At 71.9% G+C, this 16,369-nt stretch carries 15 protein-coding genes; 10 read left to right on the top strand and 5 right to left on the bottom strand.

Translation table 11 applies throughout. The features are described from left to right. Nucleotides 1-105: 105 nt before the first annotated feature. From LRS14_RS20260 to LRS14_RS20225, 8 genes are all read left to right on the top strand, one after another. Nucleotides 106-990 carry a glutamate/aspartate ABC transporter substrate-binding protein gene (locus LRS14_RS20260; RefSeq protein ID WP_404977621.1) on the top strand — a complete coding sequence of 295 codons (885 nt, stop codon included), beginning with the start codon at nt 106-108 and terminating at the stop codon, nt 988-990. 461 nt (nt 991-1,451) lie between these two features. Then, nucleotides 1,452-2,468 carry an aminotransferase class III-fold pyridoxal phosphate-dependent enzyme gene (locus LRS14_RS20255; protein ID WP_257800836.1) on the top strand — a complete coding sequence of 339 codons (1,017 nt, stop codon included), beginning with the start codon at nt 1,452-1,454 and terminating at the stop codon, nt 2,466-2,468. Between the two features lie 51 nt (nt 2,469-2,519). After that, on the top strand, nt 2,520-3,275 hold the full coding sequence (locus LRS14_RS20250) for a hypothetical protein (RefSeq protein WP_257800835.1): 756 nt from the start codon (nt 2,520-2,522) through the stop codon (nt 3,273-3,275). A 20-nt stretch (nt 3,276-3,295) separates the two neighbouring features. Continuing rightward, entirely contained in the window at nt 3,296-4,288 is a 993-nt protein-coding gene (locus tag LRS14_RS20245) for a C45 family autoproteolytic acyltransferase/hydolase (RefSeq protein ID WP_257800834.1), read from the top strand. Between the two features lie 119 nt (nt 4,289-4,407). Next, nucleotides 4,408-5,700 (top strand): dicarboxylate/amino acid:cation symporter, encoded by a 1,293-nt coding sequence (locus LRS14_RS20240; RefSeq protein WP_257800833.1) that lies wholly within the window; start codon nt 4,408-4,410, stop codon nt 5,698-5,700. After that, nucleotides 5,693-6,640: an amino acid ABC transporter substrate-binding protein gene (locus LRS14_RS20235; protein ID WP_257800832.1), complete on the top strand. Its 948-nt coding sequence runs from the start codon at nt 5,693-5,695 to the stop codon at nt 6,638-6,640. Before LRS14_RS20240 ends, LRS14_RS20235 begins: the two co-directional genes overlap by 8 nt. Before the next feature lie 105 nt (nt 6,641-6,745). Beyond that, entirely contained in the window at nt 6,746-8,608 is a 1,863-nt protein-coding gene (locus tag LRS14_RS20230) for an ATP-binding protein (RefSeq protein ID WP_257800831.1), read from the top strand. After that, complete coding sequence (locus tag LRS14_RS20225; RefSeq protein ID WP_257800830.1) at nt 8,605-9,936, top strand: sigma-54 dependent transcriptional regulator; 1,332 nt, start codon at nt 8,605-8,607, stop codon at nt 9,934-9,936. The genes LRS14_RS20230 and LRS14_RS20225 overlap by 4 nt, the downstream gene beginning before the upstream one ends. A gap of 143 nt (nt 9,937-10,079) precedes the next feature. Here the strand turns inward: LRS14_RS20225 and LRS14_RS20220 are convergent, their stop codons facing one another. Next, a complete protein-coding gene (locus LRS14_RS20220) occupies nt 10,080-10,385 on the bottom strand; it encodes a glycine zipper domain-containing protein (protein WP_046114397.1) in 306 nt (101 codons plus the stop codon). A 460-nt stretch (nt 10,386-10,845) separates the two neighbouring features. Here LRS14_RS20220 and LRS14_RS20215 point away from each other — a divergent pair, with 460 nt between their 5' ends. Then, nucleotides 10,846-11,796 carry a hypothetical protein gene (locus tag LRS14_RS20215; protein ID WP_257800829.1) on the top strand — a complete coding sequence of 317 codons (951 nt, stop codon included), beginning with the start codon at nt 10,846-10,848 and terminating at the stop codon, nt 11,794-11,796. A 37-nt stretch (nt 11,797-11,833) separates the two neighbouring features. On the opposite strand, the gene LRS14_RS20210 is transcribed toward LRS14_RS20215, so the two are convergent. Together LRS14_RS20210 and LRS14_RS20205 are read right to left on the bottom strand one after the other, a co-directional pair. Beyond that, nucleotides 11,834-12,235, bottom strand: coding sequence for a 4-oxalocrotonate tautomerase family protein (locus LRS14_RS20210; protein ID WP_046114399.1), 402 nt, complete (start codon nt 12,233-12,235; stop codon nt 11,834-11,836). A gap of 104 nt (nt 12,236-12,339) precedes the next feature. Beyond that, nucleotides 12,340-12,756, bottom strand: coding sequence for a MarR family winged helix-turn-helix transcriptional regulator (locus LRS14_RS20205; RefSeq protein ID WP_046114400.1), 417 nt, complete (start codon nt 12,754-12,756; stop codon nt 12,340-12,342). A gap of 326 nt (nt 12,757-13,082) precedes the next feature. Here LRS14_RS20205 and rsgA point away from each other — a divergent pair, with 326 nt between their 5' ends. Beyond that, nucleotides 13,083-14,153 (top strand): ribosome small subunit-dependent GTPase A, encoded by a 1,071-nt coding sequence (gene rsgA / locus LRS14_RS20200; protein WP_257800828.1) that lies wholly within the window; start codon nt 13,083-13,085, stop codon nt 14,151-14,153. Between the two features lie 141 nt (nt 14,154-14,294). Here rsgA and LRS14_RS20195 read toward each other — a convergent pair whose 3' ends face one another. Both LRS14_RS20195 and LRS14_RS20190 read right to left on the bottom strand, forming a co-directional pair. Beyond that, nucleotides 14,295-15,686: a heavy metal sensor histidine kinase gene (locus LRS14_RS20195; RefSeq protein WP_257800827.1), complete on the bottom strand. Its 1,392-nt coding sequence runs from the start codon at nt 15,684-15,686 to the stop codon at nt 14,295-14,297. Further along, a complete protein-coding gene (locus LRS14_RS20190; protein WP_046114403.1) occupies nt 15,683-16,369 on the bottom strand; it encodes a heavy metal response regulator transcription factor in 687 nt (228 codons plus the stop codon). The genes LRS14_RS20195 and LRS14_RS20190 overlap by 4 nt, the downstream gene beginning before the upstream one ends.

The raw sequence follows: 16,369 nt of genomic DNA, 5'->3' as shown, positions 1-16,369 counted from the left end.
GCGCGCTGCAAAGCAGGGTGCAGATGCCGCCCATCCAGGGTCATGGCACGGGAGGAGGGGGACTCGATGAGCTGGAGCACCGCACTGCGGGCCGGTACCGCCGCCATGGGCGTGGCCTGGGCCATGGCCGCGCCGGGCCCGGCCGCCGCCGATGCCCCCGGCTCGCCGACGCTGGAGCGCATCGCCGCCACTGCCACCATCAGCCTGGGCCACCGGGAGTCGTCGGTGCCGTTCTCGTACTACGACGAGAAGCACCAGGTGGTGGGCTATTCGCACGAACTGGCGCTGCGGGTGGCCGAGGCGGTGCGCCAGTCGCTGCGGCTGCCGGCGCTGACCATCCGGCTGGTGCCCGTCACCTCGCACAACCGCATGCCGCTGGTGATCAACGGCACGGTGGACCTGGAATGCGGCTCCACCACCCACACCATCGAGCGCGAGGCGCAGGTGGCCTTCTCGCACAGCATCTTTATCGTCAGCACCCGGCTGCTGGTGGCGGCCGATTCGGGCATCCGCGACTTTCCCGACCTGGCCGGCAAGACGGTGGTGGTCACCGCCGGCACCCAGGCCGAGCGGCTGCTGCGCCGCTGGATCGAGCAGCAGTCGGCCGGCGTGCATGTGCTGGCCGGCAAGGACCATGGCGACTCCTTCCGCCTGCTGGCCAGCGGCCGGGCCGCCGCCTTCATGATGGACGACGCGCTGCTGTACGGCGAACGGGCGAAGGCCCGCCGGCCGGCGGATTGGCAGGTGGTGGGCACGCCGATGTCGTACGAGGCCTATGCGTGCATGCTGCGCGCCGGCGACCCGGCCTTCAAGCGCGTGGTGGACGATGCGCTGGCGCGGGTGATGCGCTCCGGCGAGGCGCGGCGCCTGCATGAGCGCTGGTTCCGCCAGCCCATCCCGCCGCGCGGCGTGAACCTCGACTGGCCGCTGTCGGACGCGCTGGCTGCGCTCTACCGCGAGCCCAACGACCGGCCGGCGGAGCGTCCATGAGCGCTGCCGCCCGGCCGCCCGAAGGCGGCGCTCCTCCCGCTCGGCGGGATCCCGCGCAGCGGGAGGGTGCACCATCCGTCGCCGCCGCACGGCCGCCCGAAGGCGGCGCTCCTCCCGCTCAGCGGGATCCCGCGCAGCGGGAGGGTGCTCCATCCGTCGCCGCCGCCCGGCCGCCCGAAGGCGGCGCTCCTCCCGCTCGGCGGGATCCCGCGCAGCGGGAGGGTGCTCCATCCGTCGCTGCCGCCCGGCCGCCCGAAGGCGGCGCTCCTCCCGCCCGGCGGGATCCCGCGCAGCGGGAGGGTGCTCCATCCGTCGCCGCCGCCCGGCCGCCCGAAGGCGGCGCTCCTCCCTCTCGGAGGGATCCCGCGCAGCGGGAGGGTGCTCCATTCCCCACCGCCCGGCCGCGCCGCGGCCTGCCCGCCTGCGGCCCGGACTGCCCGCCCGGCTGCAGCCCCGCCTGCGTGCTGGCCGGCCCGGGCCGCGCGCCGCATGCCGGCGGCGCGCAGGCGCTGTCGGCCCGCCTGGCCGCTGCCGCGCCCGGTGCGCGTCCCAGCCGCAGCGGCTTCTACGCCAGCGGGGCGCAGGCGATGGAGGCGGCGCTGCGCATCGCCCGCAGCCACAGCGGCCGGCCGGCCATCATCAAGCTCACCGGCAGCTGCATGCCGGGCTCCGCGCCGGCCTGGACCGAGTTCGGCCGCCCCGCCGGCCCGGTGTGGCGGCTGCGCGCGCCCATGCCGCTGCACGGCGACCGCGACGAGCAGGTGCTGGAGCGGCTGGACGCGGTGCTGCAGGGCCCACTGCGCGCCGAGCGCGTGGCCGCGCTGGTGATCGAGCCGGTGCAGGGCGAGGGCGCCGGCATGCTGCTGTCCGAGGACTTCGTGGCCGCGCTGCGCGAGCGCTGCGACCGACACCACATCCTGCTGGTGGCCGACGAGGTGCACTGCGGCCTGGCCCGCAGCGGGCGCCTGTTCGCCATGGCCCACCATGCGGCGGCGGCCGACCTGGTGGTGCATGCCGAAGGCCCGGACGGCCTGCTGCCGCTGGCCATCGTCACCGGGCCGGCCGCGGTGATGCAGTCGGCGCCCGACCAGGCCGCCTTCGGCGACGAGGGCCGCGAAGCCGCCATCGCCGCCTTGCATGCGGTGCTCGACCAGATCGACGAACACCGGCTGTGCCAGCGGGCCGAGCAGCTGGGCCGCCAGCTGCTGGCGGTGCTGGGCCGCGCCATGGCCTGGCAGCCGCGCATCGCCGACATCCGCGGCGTCGGCTCGATGCTGGCCATCGAGTGCATGCAGGGCAGCGATCCCGACCCCGTCTATGCCCGCCAGGTGCAGGACCGTGCGATGCAGCGCGGCCTGCTGCTGCCGGTCTCGGGCGACTGGGCCAACGTGGTGCGCCTGCCCTATCCCCTGGGCATCGACGACCGGGCCTTCGCGTCGCTGCTGGTCACCGTGGAACTGGCCTTGCGCGGCGGCTAGCGGCGCCATTCCTTCCCTCCAGATTCCTTCCTCCTTCCAAGCCACTCACGCATGAATCCGTTCGCCGTTGCCGGCATCCAGATGCCGGCGTCCGCCCAGGACGACAACATCCCGCACGGGCACCTGATGCGCATCGCCGAGCGCAATGGCCTGGGCCGCGACCTGGTGGTGCAGACGGCCTTCGGCGACTCGGGCCACACCACCTTCTTCATCAGCTCGCAGGCCGACTTCGACCGGCATGCCGACGAGATCGTGAAGGACCCCGAGGTCAAGATCATGAAGCGCATCAACTGCCGCGGTGCCACGCTGGAGGCCTGCGCCACGCAGTCGGGCACGCTGGTGGGGCCGCTGCTGACCGAGGTGGTGGGCGCCAGGGAGCTGACGCCCTACAAGGGCTGCTGGTGCGGCAACGAGGTGTTCCCCGGCGCCTTCACCGAAGGCGTGCGCGAGAAGGCCCGGCAGATGGCCGAGCGCTTCGGCAACCAGCTGCTGGAGGAGGGCTACCGCGGCTATTTCATGAGCGAGGACGGCAGCGTGGCCTACCAGCGCTTCGACTACGAGCGCCGCGCCATCTACAACGAGCGCGAGGCCTTCTTCCTGCGCATCACCGGCCCGGGGGACTACCGCTACGAAGGCGCCGACCTCGGCATCCTGATCACCCGCGGCCGCTCGATGGACGACAACTTCCGGCTCAACATCCGCGCCCGCGACTGGATCCGTGGCATCCAGAACCACTACGCCGGCAAACCGATCGTCACCACCCAGCACGAGCTGGCGCCGGCCCCCGGCTCCTTCAAGATCCTGTGAGCGGCCGCGCTGCCCCACCGATGCAGGTCGGCTTACGCACGCTGTTCGAGGACACACCCGGCCCGCTGTGGCAGGCCGCCTTCGAGCGGCTGTGGCCGGGCTACAGCGCCTGGTTCCTGCGCGGCGGCATGGTGGACCGGCCCAGCTACCTGGCTTCGCGCCGGGCGCTGCGCAACCACATGCCCGAGCTGGTGCCCACCTGGGAGAAGCTGGTGGCCCTGGCCGGCGGCGAGGACGTGCCATCGCGCTTCCTGTCGCTGTGGTGCCCGCCGCCCTACATCGCCGGCTGCTCGCAGGCGGTGTGGGTCGATCCGCTGGGCCAGGAGCCGCCAGCCCTGCTGCGCAACTACGACTACGCCCCCGCGCTGCTGGAAGGCGAATGGATGGCCACCCGCTGGGTCGGCCAGCGGGTGCTGGCGATGAGCGACTGCTGCTGGGGCGTGCTCGACGGCCTGAACGAATCCGGCCTGGCGGCCACGCTGGCCTTCGGCGGGCGCACCGTCACCGGCGAGGGCTTCGGCATTCCGCTGGTGCTGCGCTACGTGCTGGAGGTGGCGCGCAACACCGCCGAGGCGGTGCAGCAGCTGCGCCGGCTGCCGGTGAGCATGTGCTACAGCGTCACGCTGCTGGATGCCTCGGGCGACTGGGCCACGGTGTTCGTGTCGCCCGACCGGCCGACGGAGGTCACCCGCATCGGCGCGGTGAGCAACTTCCAGCACCGCGTGGAATGGCCCGAGCATGCCCGCGCCACCCATGCGCTGGAACGCCAGCAGCACCTGCAGGGCCTGCTGGACAACGGCGCCAGCCTGGCCCATGCGCAGGCCGCGTTGCTGCATCCGCCGCTCTACCAGACCTCGTGGGAACGCGGCTACGGCACCTTGTACAGCGCCACCTACCGGCCCGCGATGCGGCAGGCCACCTTGTCATGGCCCGGCGACAGCTGGGTGCAGTCCCTCGATGCGCTCGCCACCGGCACGCGCGAGTTGCAGTACGGCGCCGCGCCCCGCGCGTAGGCGCCGCCCACACACCACCAACAACATTCCAACGGAGAGAGCAGCATGAGCAGCGCGACATTGAGCGGCAGCAGCAGCGGAGGGGCGGCCACGGCGCCCGGGCAGCGGTAAAGAAGAAGGTGCCGGCGGCGGTCTACATCCTGGTGGCCATGCTGCTGGGCATCGCCATCGGCTACGGCGTGTTCGTCGAGTTCCCGGACAAGAAGGTGGCCGCGCAGATCGCGGGCTACATCTCCATCGTGTCCGACGTGTTCCTGCGGCTGATCAAGATGCTGATCGCGCCGCTGGTCTTCTCCACGCTGGTGGTGGGCATCGCCCACATGGGCACCGCCTCGTCGGTGGGCCGCGTCTTCGGCAAGGCGCTGGCCTGGTTCTTCACCGCCTCGCTGATCTCGCTGGTGCTGGGCCTGGTGATGGCCAACCTGCTCAAGCCGGGTGTCAACCTGGGCCTGCCGCTGCCCGACATCGGCGCCTCGGCCAACCTGGCCACGGCCAAGTTCACGCTGAAGGACTTCGTCAGCCACCTGGTGCCCAAGTCCTTCGCCGAGGCCATGGCCCACAACGAGATCCTGCAGATCGTGGTGTTCTCGATGTTCTTCGGCGTGGCGCTGGCCTCGCTGGGCGACAAGGCCAAGACCCTGGTGCTGGCCATCGAGGAGCTGTCGCATGCCATGCTGGTGATCACCGGCTACGTGATGAAGCTCGCGCCGCTGGCGGTGATGGCCGCCATGGCCGCCACCGTGGCGGTCAACGGCCTGGAGATCCTGCTGAAGTTCGCTGTCTTCATGGGCGACTTCTACCTGGGCCTGTTCGTGCTGTGGGCGGTGCTGATCGGTGCCGGCTTCCTGTTCCTGGGCCCGCGGGTGTTCAAGCTGCTGGTGCAGATCAAGGAAGCCTTCCTGCTGTCCTTCGCCACCGCCAGCTCCGAGGCCGCCTACCCCAAGATCCTGGATGCGCTGGACCGCTTCGGCGTGCGCCGCAAGATCAGCAGCTTCGTCATGCCGATGGGCTATTCGTTCAACCTGGACGGCTCGATGATGTACTGCACCTTCGCCGTGCTGTTCATCGCCCAGGCCTACGGCATCGAGCTGCCGGTGGCCACGCAGGTCACCATGCTGCTGATCCTGATGCTCACCTCCAAGGGCATGGCCGGCGTGCCGCGCGCCTCGCTGGTGGTCATCGCCGCCACGCTCAACCAGTTCAACATCCCCGAGGCCGGCCTGCTGCTGATCCTGGGCATCGACACCTTCCTGGACATGGGCCGCAGCGCCACCAATGCGGTGGGCAACTCCATCGCCACCGCGGTGGTAGCCAAGTGGGAAGGGGAACTGCTGCCGGAGGACCAGGCCGCGGCCCATGCCGCCGCGCTGGATGCCGCCGCCCGCGCCAAGGCCCAGGTGGCCCATGGCTGAGGCCGCCCGCCACCGGCCGCTGCGGCGCCTGGCCCGTGCGGCGGGCCGCCTGGCCGCCGCCGCCGCCGTGCTGCTGATGGCGGCCACGCCGCTGCGGGCGCAGACCGACGCGGCGCCCGCCGAGCTCACCGGCACGCTGAAGAAGCTGCGCGACAGCGGCGCCATCACGCTGGCCCACCGGGCGGACGCGGTGCCGTTCTCCTACCTGTCGGCGCGCGGCGAGCCCATCGGCTACACCATCGACCTGTGCGTGCTGCTGGCGGAGGCGCTGGGCGAGCAGGTGGGCCGCACGCTGGCGCTGCGCTGGCTGCCGGTGACGGCCGACAGCCGCATCCCGGCCATCGTGGCCGGCCAGGCCGACCTGGAATGCGGCGCCACCACCAGCAACCTGGAGCGCCAGCGGCTGGTGGCGTTCTCGCCCACGCTGTTCATCGCCGGCACCAAGCTGCTGGTGCCACGCGGCTCGCCGGTGAAGTCGTTCCGCGACCTGGCGCAACGCAGCGTGGCCGTCACCTCCGGCACCACCAACGAGAAGGCGGTGCGTGAGCTGTCGCGGCGCTTCGGCATCGCGATGGCGGTGCAGGTGACGCCGGACCATGAGGCCGGGCTGGCGCTGCTGCGATCGGGCCAGGTGCAGGCCCTGGCGACCGACGACGTGCTGCTGCACGGCCTGGTGGCGCACCACCGGCTGCAGGCCGACTACCGCGTGGTGGGCGACTACCTCAGCTACGACCCCTATGCAGTGATGTTCCGCAAGGACGACCCGGCCCTGGCCGCAGCGATCGACCAGGCGGTGCGCCGGCTGGCGGAGGACGGCGAGATCGAGCGCCGCTACAAACGCTGGTTCCTGCAGAAGTTGCCGTCGGGCGTGAGCCTGGGGCTGCCGATGAGCGCGCAGCTCGAGTCCGCGCTGGGTGCGCTGTCGTTCAAGCGCGAATAACGACGGAAGGCAAGCCCGCGTCGAGTACACGCCCCGAATGCCGGGGCGTGTCATTTTTTACCTGCAAAGTCGGCAAAATCGGCGCACATGTCCTGGCGCCTGTCCGTGTTGCTCCTGCTTGCCGCCGCCGCGCTGCTGGCAGCGGCCGCCATGGCGGGTTACCGCTGGGGCCATGTGCAAGGCCTGCAGGCGCTGCGCGAGGACACCAACCACCGGCTGGACCTGTTCGCCACCACGGCCCAGGGGCGCATCAGCCGGCTGGAGCACAGCGCCGCCACCATCCAGCTGCATCCGGCGGTGCTGGCGCTGTACCGGGGACCGGCGCGCCAGCGACCGCCCGAACGCGTGGCCGCCGCCAACGATCTGCTGCACCGGCTGAATGCCCACCAGGGCAGCACCGCCGTCTTCGTCGCCGACGAGCGCGGCATGGTGCTGGCCAGCAGCAACCTGGGCCAGCCCGACGACAGCCAGCTCGGCCAGGACCTGTCCTACCGGCCCTACTACATGGAGGCGCTGTCGGGCCGGGTCGGGCGGCACTTCGCAGTGGGCACGGCGGCCGATGCGCCGGGCTACTTCTTCTCGCATCCCATCCGCGATGGCGACCGGGTGGTGGGCGTGGCCGTCACCAAGGTGTCGCTGGCCGACATCGGCCAGGCTTTTCCGCTGCTGGGCACGCCCGCGCTCATCCTCGACCGCAACGACGTGGTGATCCTGTCCTCCCGGCCGCAATGGCTGTACACCACGATGCAGCCGCTGACGGTGGAGGCGCGGGTGGACTTGGAGCTCACCGGCATGTACGGCAACCGCCGGCTGGGCCGCTTCCCGCTGCCGCTGCCGCTGGCCTGGCAGCCCGACACGCAGACGCTGGACCAGGTGCTGCAGCCGGAGGCCGACAACCTGTCCCGCGATGGCGCCGGCCTGCTGGTGCAGGGCCGCACCCTGGACGGCATGGACTGGCGGCTGCTGCTGTTCTCCGACCTGGCCGGTGTGCGCGCCCGGGCACGCGGCACCGGCGCCATGGCCGCGCTGTGCGCGGCGGTCGTCATGCTGGTGCTGCTGGCCGTGCTGCAGCGCCGCCGCGCCGCGCGCCAGCGGCTGCGCGACCAGCAGGCGCTTCAGCGGCTGAATGCCGAGCTGGAGGACACCGTGGCCCGCCGCACCCGGGCGCTCACCGACGCCAACCGCGAGCTGCGCCGCGAAATGGCCGAGCGGGTGCAGGCCGAGGCCACGCTGCGCGCCGCGCAGGACGAGCTGGTGCAGGCGGCCAAGCTGGCGGTGGTGGGCCAGCTGTCCACCGGCATCACCCATGAACTGGCGCAGCCGCTGGGCGCCATCCGCACGCTGGCGGGCAATGCGCGCGAATTCATGCGGCGCGGCGACCTGGACGGCGCGCACGGCAACCTGGCCATCGTCGACACGCTGGTCGAGCGCATGGGCGGCATCATCCATCCGTTCAAGGCCTTCGCCCGCAAGTCGCCGGTGGAGCCGGCGGCGGTGCCGGTGGCGGCGGCGCTGCGCAGCGCGCTGTTCCTGCTCGACCAGCGGGTGCGCGCCGAGCGGGTGGAGGTCCGGCTGCAGCTGGCGGACGCCGGGACCGGCAGCCCGGTGGCCTGGTGCAACCGCAACCGGCTGGAGCAGGTGCTCATCAACCTGATCGGCAATGCCATCGACGCGATGCATGGCGCCCCGCGCCGGCAGCTGCTGGTCGAGGCACGGACGCTGGACGGCGAGCGGGTGTGCATCCGCGTGGCCGACAGCGGCGGCGGCCTGCCGCCATCGGTGCTGGCCGGCCTGTTCACCCCCTTCTTCACCACCAAGCCGCCGGGCAGCGGGCTCGGCCTGGGCCTGGTGATTTCGCGCGGCATCGCGCAGGACTATGGCGGCGACCTCGCCGCGGCCAACCGGCCCGAAGGCGGCGCCGTGTTCACGCTGTGGCTGCCGGCCGCACCCAACCCCCTTCTTCCATGAACACCGATCTCACTGTCCTCATCATCGAAGACGACAGCCACATGCGCCTGGGCTGCGTGCAGGCGATGCAGTTCGCGGGCCTGCGGGTGCAGGAGTTCGACAACGCCGAGGCCGCGCTGCGGCTGCTGCAGCGCGGTTTTCCGGGCGTGGTGGTCACCGACATGCGGCTGCCCGGGCTGGACGGCATGCAGGTCATCAAGCGATGCCAGCAGCTGGACGCCAGCCTGCCGGTGCTGGCCATCACCGGCCATGGCGACATCGCGATGGCGGTGGAGGCCATGCGCAGCGGCGCCTATGACTTCATCACCAAGCCGTTCTCGCCGGAGCAGCTGGTGGAGGTGGTGCAGCGGGCATTGGACAAGCGGCGGCTCACGCTGCAGGTCACCGACCTGCAGCAGCGGCTGGCGCGGCTGGAGGGCGTGGAGGGCAAGCTGATCGGCATCTCGCCGCAGATGGAGCGGGTGCGCCGGCTGGTGCGCGAGGTGGCCGACAGCCCGGTGGACGTGATGATCCGCGGCGAGACCGGCAGCGGCAAGGAACTGGTGGCGCAGGCGCTGCACCAGCTGTCGCGCCGCCAGGCCGCGCCCTTCGTGGCGCTGAACTGCGGCGGCCTGCCCGAGAACCTGCTGGACAGCGAGCTGTTCGGCCATGAGCCCGGCGCTTTCACCGGCGCCCAGCGGCGCCGGGTGGGCAAGATCGAGCATGCCCACGGCGGCACGCTGTTCCTGGACGAGCTGGAAAGCATGCCGACCAATGTGCAGATCAAGCTGCTGCGGGTGCTGCAGGAGCGGGTGATCGAGCGCCTGGGCAGCAATGTGCAGACGCCGGTGGACTGCCGCGTGGTGGCCGCCACCAAGGACGACCTGCTGGAGCGTGCCCGCCAGCACACCTTCCGCGCCGACCTGTACTACCGGCTCAACGTCGTGGTGATCGACCTGCCGCCGCTGCGGGAGCGGCGCGAGGACATTCCGCTGCTGCTGGAGCACTTCATGCTGCTGGCCGCGGCCCGCTATGGCCGGCCGCAGCCGGAGCTGCCACCGGCGCAGCTCAGCCGCCTGATGGCCCATGCCTGGCCGGGTAACGTGCGCGAGCTGCGCAACGTGGCCGACTGCCTGGTGCTGGGCGTGCTGCGCGAAGGCCTGATCGAGGCCGATGCCGCCGTGCCCGGCGGCCCGCGCAGCCTGGCCGAGACGGTCGACGACTTCGAGCGCAGCCTGATCGCCAGCGAGCTGCACCGCCACCGCGGCAGCCTGGCCCGCGCCGCCGAGGCGCTGAACACCGCCAAGACCACGCTGCACGGCAAGGTGCGCAAGTACGGCCTGGGCTGATCGAGCGGGCCGGCCACGAAAAGAAGGCCGGCCGCGGAGGTCACGGACGGCCTGCAAGCCAGGCGCCGGCCTGTGGCCGGCACGGTGGAATCTGCGCCGGGGCGGGCGCGTGGTGTGGATGTTCGGGGCAGGCTTGCGCCCGCTCAGCGGCGGCGCGTCAGCAGCAGCCCGGCCAGCACGCCCAGCGCCAGCGCGCCGGCCACCACCGGCCACGGGTTGTCGTGCACCAGGTTGTCGGCCGCGCGGGCGGTGCTGCGGCCGCGCTCCACGGCGGTGTCGCGGGCCTGGGCCAGCGTCTCGCGGGCGGCGCGCAGCTTGGCCAGGCCACGGGCACGCAGTTCCTCGGCGCGGCTGCTCTCGGCCGTGGCGGCCTGTTCCAGGGCTTCCTGGGCGCCGCTGAGCGCACCCTGGGCATCGGCATGCAGGGCTTCGACGGAATGCAGGGACATGACGGTCTTTCGCAAAAGGGAAGGGGAACGGAAAAAAGGGCTTGCACCGACGACTGCACGGCCCTTGGCAGCAGCACGCCCCATGCCAACCGCCGGCCAGGGCGGATCCCCAGGGCAGCGCCGGCCCGCCATTCGACAAGCCGTACGAACTGCCCCGGATGCCGTTCGCCGGGCGGAACGCTGTTGCCGGGGGCCGGCCATCGGCCACCGCTTTGCGGGGGTGGTGGAGGCGCAGGGCCCGGGCTTGCCCGCAGCAGGCGACATCAACACGCCTTGAAAGGGATGGAGCCATGAAACTGACCACGACGCTGGTGCTGCTGGGTGCCGCCGCCGCGATGACTGCCTGCGGTGGTGGCGGCGGTGGCGGCTCGGACGCCGGCAGCAGCCCCTCCGGCGCCACGCCGGCCACGCCGGTGGTGACGCCCGTCGCCCCGCCGCCCGGCGGCACCCCACCGATCCGGTGGCCGCCCCCGGCGGCGGCACCGGCGCGGAGCAGCCCGCCCCGGGCAGCGGCACGGGCACCAATGCCGGCGCCGACACCGCCCCGGTCACCGAGGTGCCCACGCCCACCTACACCGCAGGCTCGATCGTGGCCGCCGCCTTCGACACGGTGAACAGCGAGCGCAGCCGCTGCGGCTTCGGCAAGGTGGCACAGAACGCCCAGCTGGACGCTGCCGCCGGCGGGCATGCCGCGTACCTGGGCGCCCGCTGGAACGAGGCCCTCTTCGACACCGGCGCGGTGCAAGACGCGAGCCGCAGCGGCTTCACCGGCGTGAACCCGGCCGACCGGGCAGCCCGCGCCGGTTACACCGGCAACGTGTCCGAGTACCTGGGCTACCACTACTACAGCCGGCCCAAGGATTACGGCAACGCGCTCGTGCGCACCATGTTCGCCTCGGTCTACCACCAGATCGGCCTGCTGGACGGCAACCGCGACGCGGGCGCCGGCGTGGAGCTGGCGCAGAACACGCCGCTGCCCATGACCATCCTCACCTGGATGACCGGCACCCAGCCGGGCGTGCCGCTGCAGGAACCGGCCACGCTGGTGACCTATCCCTGCGAAGGCAGCACCGGCCTGCAGCCCTACATGTACGGCGAGAGCCCCGATCCCTTCGCCGGCCTGGGCCTGGCGCAGGACACCCACGTGGGCCATCCCATCTATGTGCGCGCGCCGGGTGGCCAGGTGCTGCAGCTGACCCGCGCCCGGGTGCTGAGCGCAGCCGGAGCCGAGCTGCCGGTGGCGCTGTACCACGCCAGCGACGACCCGAACCGCCGGCTGGGCGTGCACCAGGCCTTCGTGGTGCCGCGGGTGAAGCTGGCCGAAGGCGCCAGCTACACCGTGGAAGTCGAAGGCACGGCCGGCGGCGTGGCCTTCAGCCGGCGCTTCAGCTTCTCGACGCTGGTGTTCTGACGGTCCGCGGCCTGCGGGGCCGCTGCCCGGCAGCGTGCTACGCCGGCTGCGGATGCTGGTGGCGGTATTCCTGCGTGAGCCCGCCATAGCCATAGGCGGTGGCGCGCACGTCGTGCACGTGGATGTAGCTCTCCTCGTGCAGGTTGCCCAGCAGCCGGGCGAAGCCGGCGAACACCTCGTCGATGTACTGCGCCTTTTCCGCCTTGGTGTTGGTCTCGTCCACCACCTTCACATCGAAGTAGAAGCTGGCCTTGCGCTGCTCGGCCAGCGTGCGGCCGCCCACCACCCAGTGCTCGGGCGGCACGTAGTCCACCGTGATGGCGGTGAGCTCGCGACGCTTGTGCAGGATGCGGGTGGTGGCCTCCAGCAGCAGCTCGGCGATGCGGCTGGTCATCTCGGCCGAGGGTTCGGCGCTGACCTTGACGTTGAGGATGGGCATGGGATGCTCCTTCAGTTGGTTAGCAATGCAACCATTTGGTCGCGGGAAGAGTCGGTTGGCGTGATGGCTTCAGGCGGCCGGCGGGGCGATGCGACGGGGCAGGTTCACTCCAGCGCGGCGCGCACTGCGCGCACCTGGCCCACCGTGTCGGCAAAGGCTTCCGGGCCCAGCAGCTTCTTCAGGCGTTCGGTCACCGCGGCACTGGCGCGGTTGAGCCTGCCGTGCAGCGCCCAGGCGGCCTCGGTGGGATGGATCGCCCATTCGCGGCCGTCGCGGCCGGAGGCGGCGCGCTCGATCAGGCCCTTGGCCAGCAGGCCGTCCATCGAGCGGGTGGCCGTGGGCTTGGAGATGGCCATGCGCCGCGCCAGCTCGGAAGCCGGCAGGCCGGGCTCGGCCAGCACCGCCCGCAGCAGGAAGGCCTGCGGCGGCGTCAGGCCGAAGGGCTGGAAGGCCGCCGTCCAGGTGCGCTCCAGCTGGCGGGCCAGCGCGGTGGTGTTGAAGTACAGGCATTGCTCGAACATGGCGCCAGCGTACGCCTGATTGGTTAGCAATGCAACCAATTGGCGGGCGGCGATCCGGTGGCGGCCTTCGGGGCCTTGTGGTGCCCATGCCATGCGGCGCTTGACGCCGACGGCCCGGGCTGGCCACACTGCGGCCCTCGGCCACCACTTCCTGCGAAAGGGGACACCATGAAGAAGCACATGACGCCCGCCCCCCAACACGCCGGAAGTCCCGCGCCCGCACGCTGACATCGCCCTGCGCCGCAGGGTCTTCCGCCTCCCTCCATCCGTTGCCGCCGGGCTTGTCGCCCGCGGCTGGTTGCAGCTTGACTGGACAGACCCTGACCATGCAGGACTTCGATGACGACGCCTTCCTGTCGATCGGCCTCACGCGCCCGATACGGCAGCTCCTGAACACCCTGCGCTTCGACGACACCACCCGCCTGGTGCGGGTGACCGAGGTGAACCGCCATACCGTGCGCCTGCACGACGGCACCGACGACTACAGCGCCCGCTTGCTGCCGGCGCTGGTGCATGAACTGCAAGCCGCCGGCGATGCGCTGGCGGTGGGCGACTGGGGCCTGGCCCGCCAGGAACCCGATGGCGCCTGCTGGCTGACCGACTTCCTCGCGCGCAGCAATGCACTGAGCCGGCGCGATGCCGACGGCCGCCGCCATGTGCTGGTGAGCAACGTGGACACCGCGCTCATCGTCATGGGCCTGGACGACGACTTCAGCCCGCGCCGGCTGGAGCGCTTCCTGGCGCTGGCCGATGCCAGCGGCGTGCAGCCGGTGGTGGTGCTGAGCAAGGCCGACCTGTGCGCCGACGTGCCGGCGGCGCTGGCCCGGCTCGAGGGCCGGTTGCCGGACCGGGTGCCGCGGCTGGCGCTGGATGGGCGCTCGCCGGCGGCGGCGGCGCAGGCGCTGGCCCCCTGGCTGCTGCCAGGCCGCACGCTGGTGCTCATCGGCTCCAGCGGTGCGGGCAAGTCCACGCTGGCCAATGCCTTGATCGGCCAGGCGGTGCAGGACACCGGCCCCACCCGGCAGCACGACGGCCGCGGCCGCCACACCACCACCTCACGCAGCCTGCATCGCTTGTGCGGCGGCGCCTGCCTGATCGACACGCCGGGCGTGCGCGCGCTGCGGCCCGATGCGGACGCGGCCACCCTGGCGGCCAGCTTCGGCGACATCGCGCGGCTGTCGCTGCAGTGCCGCTTCCGGGATTGCCGCCATGCCGGCGAGCCCGGCTGCGCGGTGCGCGCGGCCGTGGACGGCGACCGGGTCGACAACTTCCTCAAGCTGCAGCGGGAGCTGCGGCGCGACGCCCTGGGCCTGCTGGACCGGCGCCAGCAGCTCGCCCAGTGGAAGGCCCGTGCCCGCGCCAGCCGCGAGCGGCTGCGCAGCAAGCGCGGCGCCTGAGGTGCCGGCCCGGTAGCGCGCCTGCGCGCGGATCATCATCGAGGTGTAGGTGAATGCGCCCATGACATCCACTGTAGGCAGCGGCCACCGGCGCCAGCGTGACGGCCGGATGACGTTTGCGTCATCTGCGGCCGAGCCGCCCTACAGCCCCAGCGTGAGGCCGAAGGTGTTGCGCCCGCGCTCGGAACGCGCGAACACCGTGCCACGGTGCATCACCGCGATGGCCTTGACGATGGCCAGTCCCAGGCCGTGGTTGCCGGCCGAATTGCGGCGTGCGCTGTCGGCACGGTAGAAGCGGTCGAACAGATGGGCCAGGTGGCGCTGCTCGATGGCCGCGCCGGGATTGCTCACCGCCACGGACAACTGCTCGCCCTGGCGGCCGATGTCCACCACGATCTCGTCGCCGGCCGCGGAATGCTCGATGGCGTTCTGCAGCAGGTTGTTCAGCGCCCGCCGCAGCAGCGCGGTTTCCAGGCAGCCGCGGGCATCGCCGCGCACCACCACGCGCACCTGCTGGTCCTCCACCATGCACTCCAGGTAGTCCAGCACCTTGTGCACCTCGTCGGCCAGCGACACCTCGGCATGGCGCGAGGCGGCCGCGCCCTGGTCGGCGCGGGCGAGGAACAGCATGTCGTTGACGATGGCCTTCAGCCGCTCCAGCTCCTCCAGGTTGGAGTGCAGCACCTCGGCCAGCTCGGCCGCGTCGCGCGGGCGGGTGAGCATCACCTGCGTCTGGCCGATCAGGTTGGCCAGCGGCGTGCGCAGCTCATGCGCCACGTCGGCATTGAAGGCCTCGAGCTGGCGGCAGGCGCCTTCCAGGCGCTCCAGCGCGCCGTTGAAGGAGGCGGTCAGGTCGTCCAGTTCGGCCGGCATCGGCGCCAGCGCCAGCCGCTGCGAAGGGCGGTTCGGATTGAGCGCCTGCGCCTGGCGCGACAGCCGGCCCAGCGGCTGCAGGCCCAGGCGGGCAATGCCATAGCCCAGCCCCGCCACGCCCAGCACGCCGGCCACGCCGAAGCCCACCAGGGCCAGCCGGAAGTTGGCCAGCGTGTTCCAGAAGGGCAGGGGATCGCGCGCCAGCACCAGCGTCACCGGCGGGCGGTCGCCATCGGCCTGCAGCGTGCGCGACCAGGTGACGAAGTCGCAGGGATGATCTTCCTGGTGCAGCAGGCCATAGCCGCCGGCGCGCGCCAGGGCCAGCACCTGCGCGCTGGGCTGGCCATAGCGGAAGGCGGGATCGTCGCTGACGATCCACAGCCGCATGCCGCTGCGTTCCATGTCCATCGAGTTGAGCTTGGGCACCAGCCACAGCCGCCACTGCGATTCGCTCTGCACCCGGGCCACCACCGATTCGCCCCAGGTGCCGCGCAGCGCCAGCTCGGCCCGCACCTGGGCCATCAGGTTGTCGCGCAGCAGCGTGTGCAGCGCCAGCGCGCCCAGCAGGAACACCACCGTCGCGCAGCCGGCGAACATGGCGGTCAGCCGCCAGGCCAGGTAACGGCCGGGCTGCCAGCGGCGCAGGACATGCCACTTCATGGTGCATCCGCGCCGCGGTCTTCCAGCACATAGCCCATGCCGCGCAGCGTGTGTACCAGCTTGCGGCCATGCGCCGGCCCGTCGATCTTGGCGCGCAGCCGCTTGACGGCCACTTCCACCACGTTGGTGTTGCTGTCGAAGTTCATGTCCCACACCAGCTCGGTGATCTCGGTGCGCGACAGCACCTGGCCCGGCCGCCGCGCCAGCGCGGCCAGCAGCGCGAATTCCTTGGCGGTGAGGTCGATGCGCTCGCCGGCGCGGTGCACCTTGCGGCCCAGCAAGTCCAGCACCAGGTCGCCCACGGTGATGGTGGTGGGCTCCAGCTGCCGGCTGCGCCGCGCCAGCGCCTGCAGCCGCGCGCTCAGCTCCAGGAAGGAGAAGGGCTTGACCAGGTAGTCGTCGGCGCCGGCCTGCAGCCCGCGCACCCGGTCCTCGATGCCGTCGCGGGCGGTGAGCATGATGATGGGCACCTGCTGGCTGCGCCGCACCTCGCGCAGCACCTCGAAGCCGTCGATGCCCGGCAGCATCACGTCCAGCACGATCAGGTCGTGCCGGCCCTCGCGCGCGGCATGCAGGCCGTCGATGCCGTTGCCGGCCACGTCCACCACATGGCCCTGCTCGGTGAGGCCGCGGCGCAGGTAGTCGGCCGTCTTGGCTTCGTCTTCGACGATGAGAACACGCAT

This window comes from Aquincola sp. J276 (assembly GCF_024700035.1).
Lineage (GTDB): Bacteria > Pseudomonadota > Gammaproteobacteria > Burkholderiales > Burkholderiaceae_C > Aquincola > Aquincola tertiaricarbonis.
The sequence above is the reverse complement of the archived record's forward strand: the minus strand, read 5'-3'. Positions and strand labels throughout refer to the sequence as shown.

Bases quoted from the DNA above. Each gene is read 5' to 3' on its own strand.
- LRS14_RS20190 (WP_046114403.1), bottom strand. From the start codon at position 16,369: ATGCGTGTTCTCATCGTCGAAGACGAAGCCAAGACGGCCGACTACCTG.
- LRS14_RS20205 (WP_046114400.1), bottom strand. From the start codon at position 12,756: ATGTTCGAGCAATGCCTGTACTTCAACACCACCGCGCTGGCCCGCCAG.
- LRS14_RS20250 (WP_257800835.1), top strand. From the start codon at position 2,520: ATGAATCCGTTCGCCGTTGCCGGCATCCAGATGCCGGCGTCCGCCCAG.
- LRS14_RS20260 (WP_404977621.1), top strand. From the start codon at position 106: ATGGGCGTGGCCTGGGCCATGGCCGCGCCGGGCCCGGCCGCCGCCGAT.
- LRS14_RS20245 (WP_257800834.1), top strand. From the start codon at position 3,296: ATGCAGGTCGGCTTACGCACGCTGTTCGAGGACACACCCGGCCCGCTG.
- LRS14_RS20220 (WP_046114397.1), bottom strand. From the start codon at position 10,385: ATGTCCCTGCATTCCGTCGAAGCCCTGCATGCCGATGCCCAGGGTGCG.
- LRS14_RS20195 (WP_257800827.1), bottom strand. From the start codon at position 15,686: ATGAAGTGGCATGTCCTGCGCCGCTGGCAGCCCGGCCGTTACCTGGCC.
- LRS14_RS20210 (WP_046114399.1), bottom strand. From the start codon at position 12,235: ATGCCCATCCTCAACGTCAAGGTCAGCGCCGAACCCTCGGCCGAGATG.
- LRS14_RS20235 (WP_257800832.1), top strand. From the start codon at position 5,693: ATGGCTGAGGCCGCCCGCCACCGGCCGCTGCGGCGCCTGGCCCGTGCG.
- LRS14_RS20225 (WP_257800830.1), top strand. From the start codon at position 8,605: ATGAACACCGATCTCACTGTCCTCATCATCGAAGACGACAGCCACATG.
- rsgA (WP_257800828.1), top strand. From the start codon at position 13,083: ATGCAGGACTTCGATGACGACGCCTTCCTGTCGATCGGCCTCACGCGC.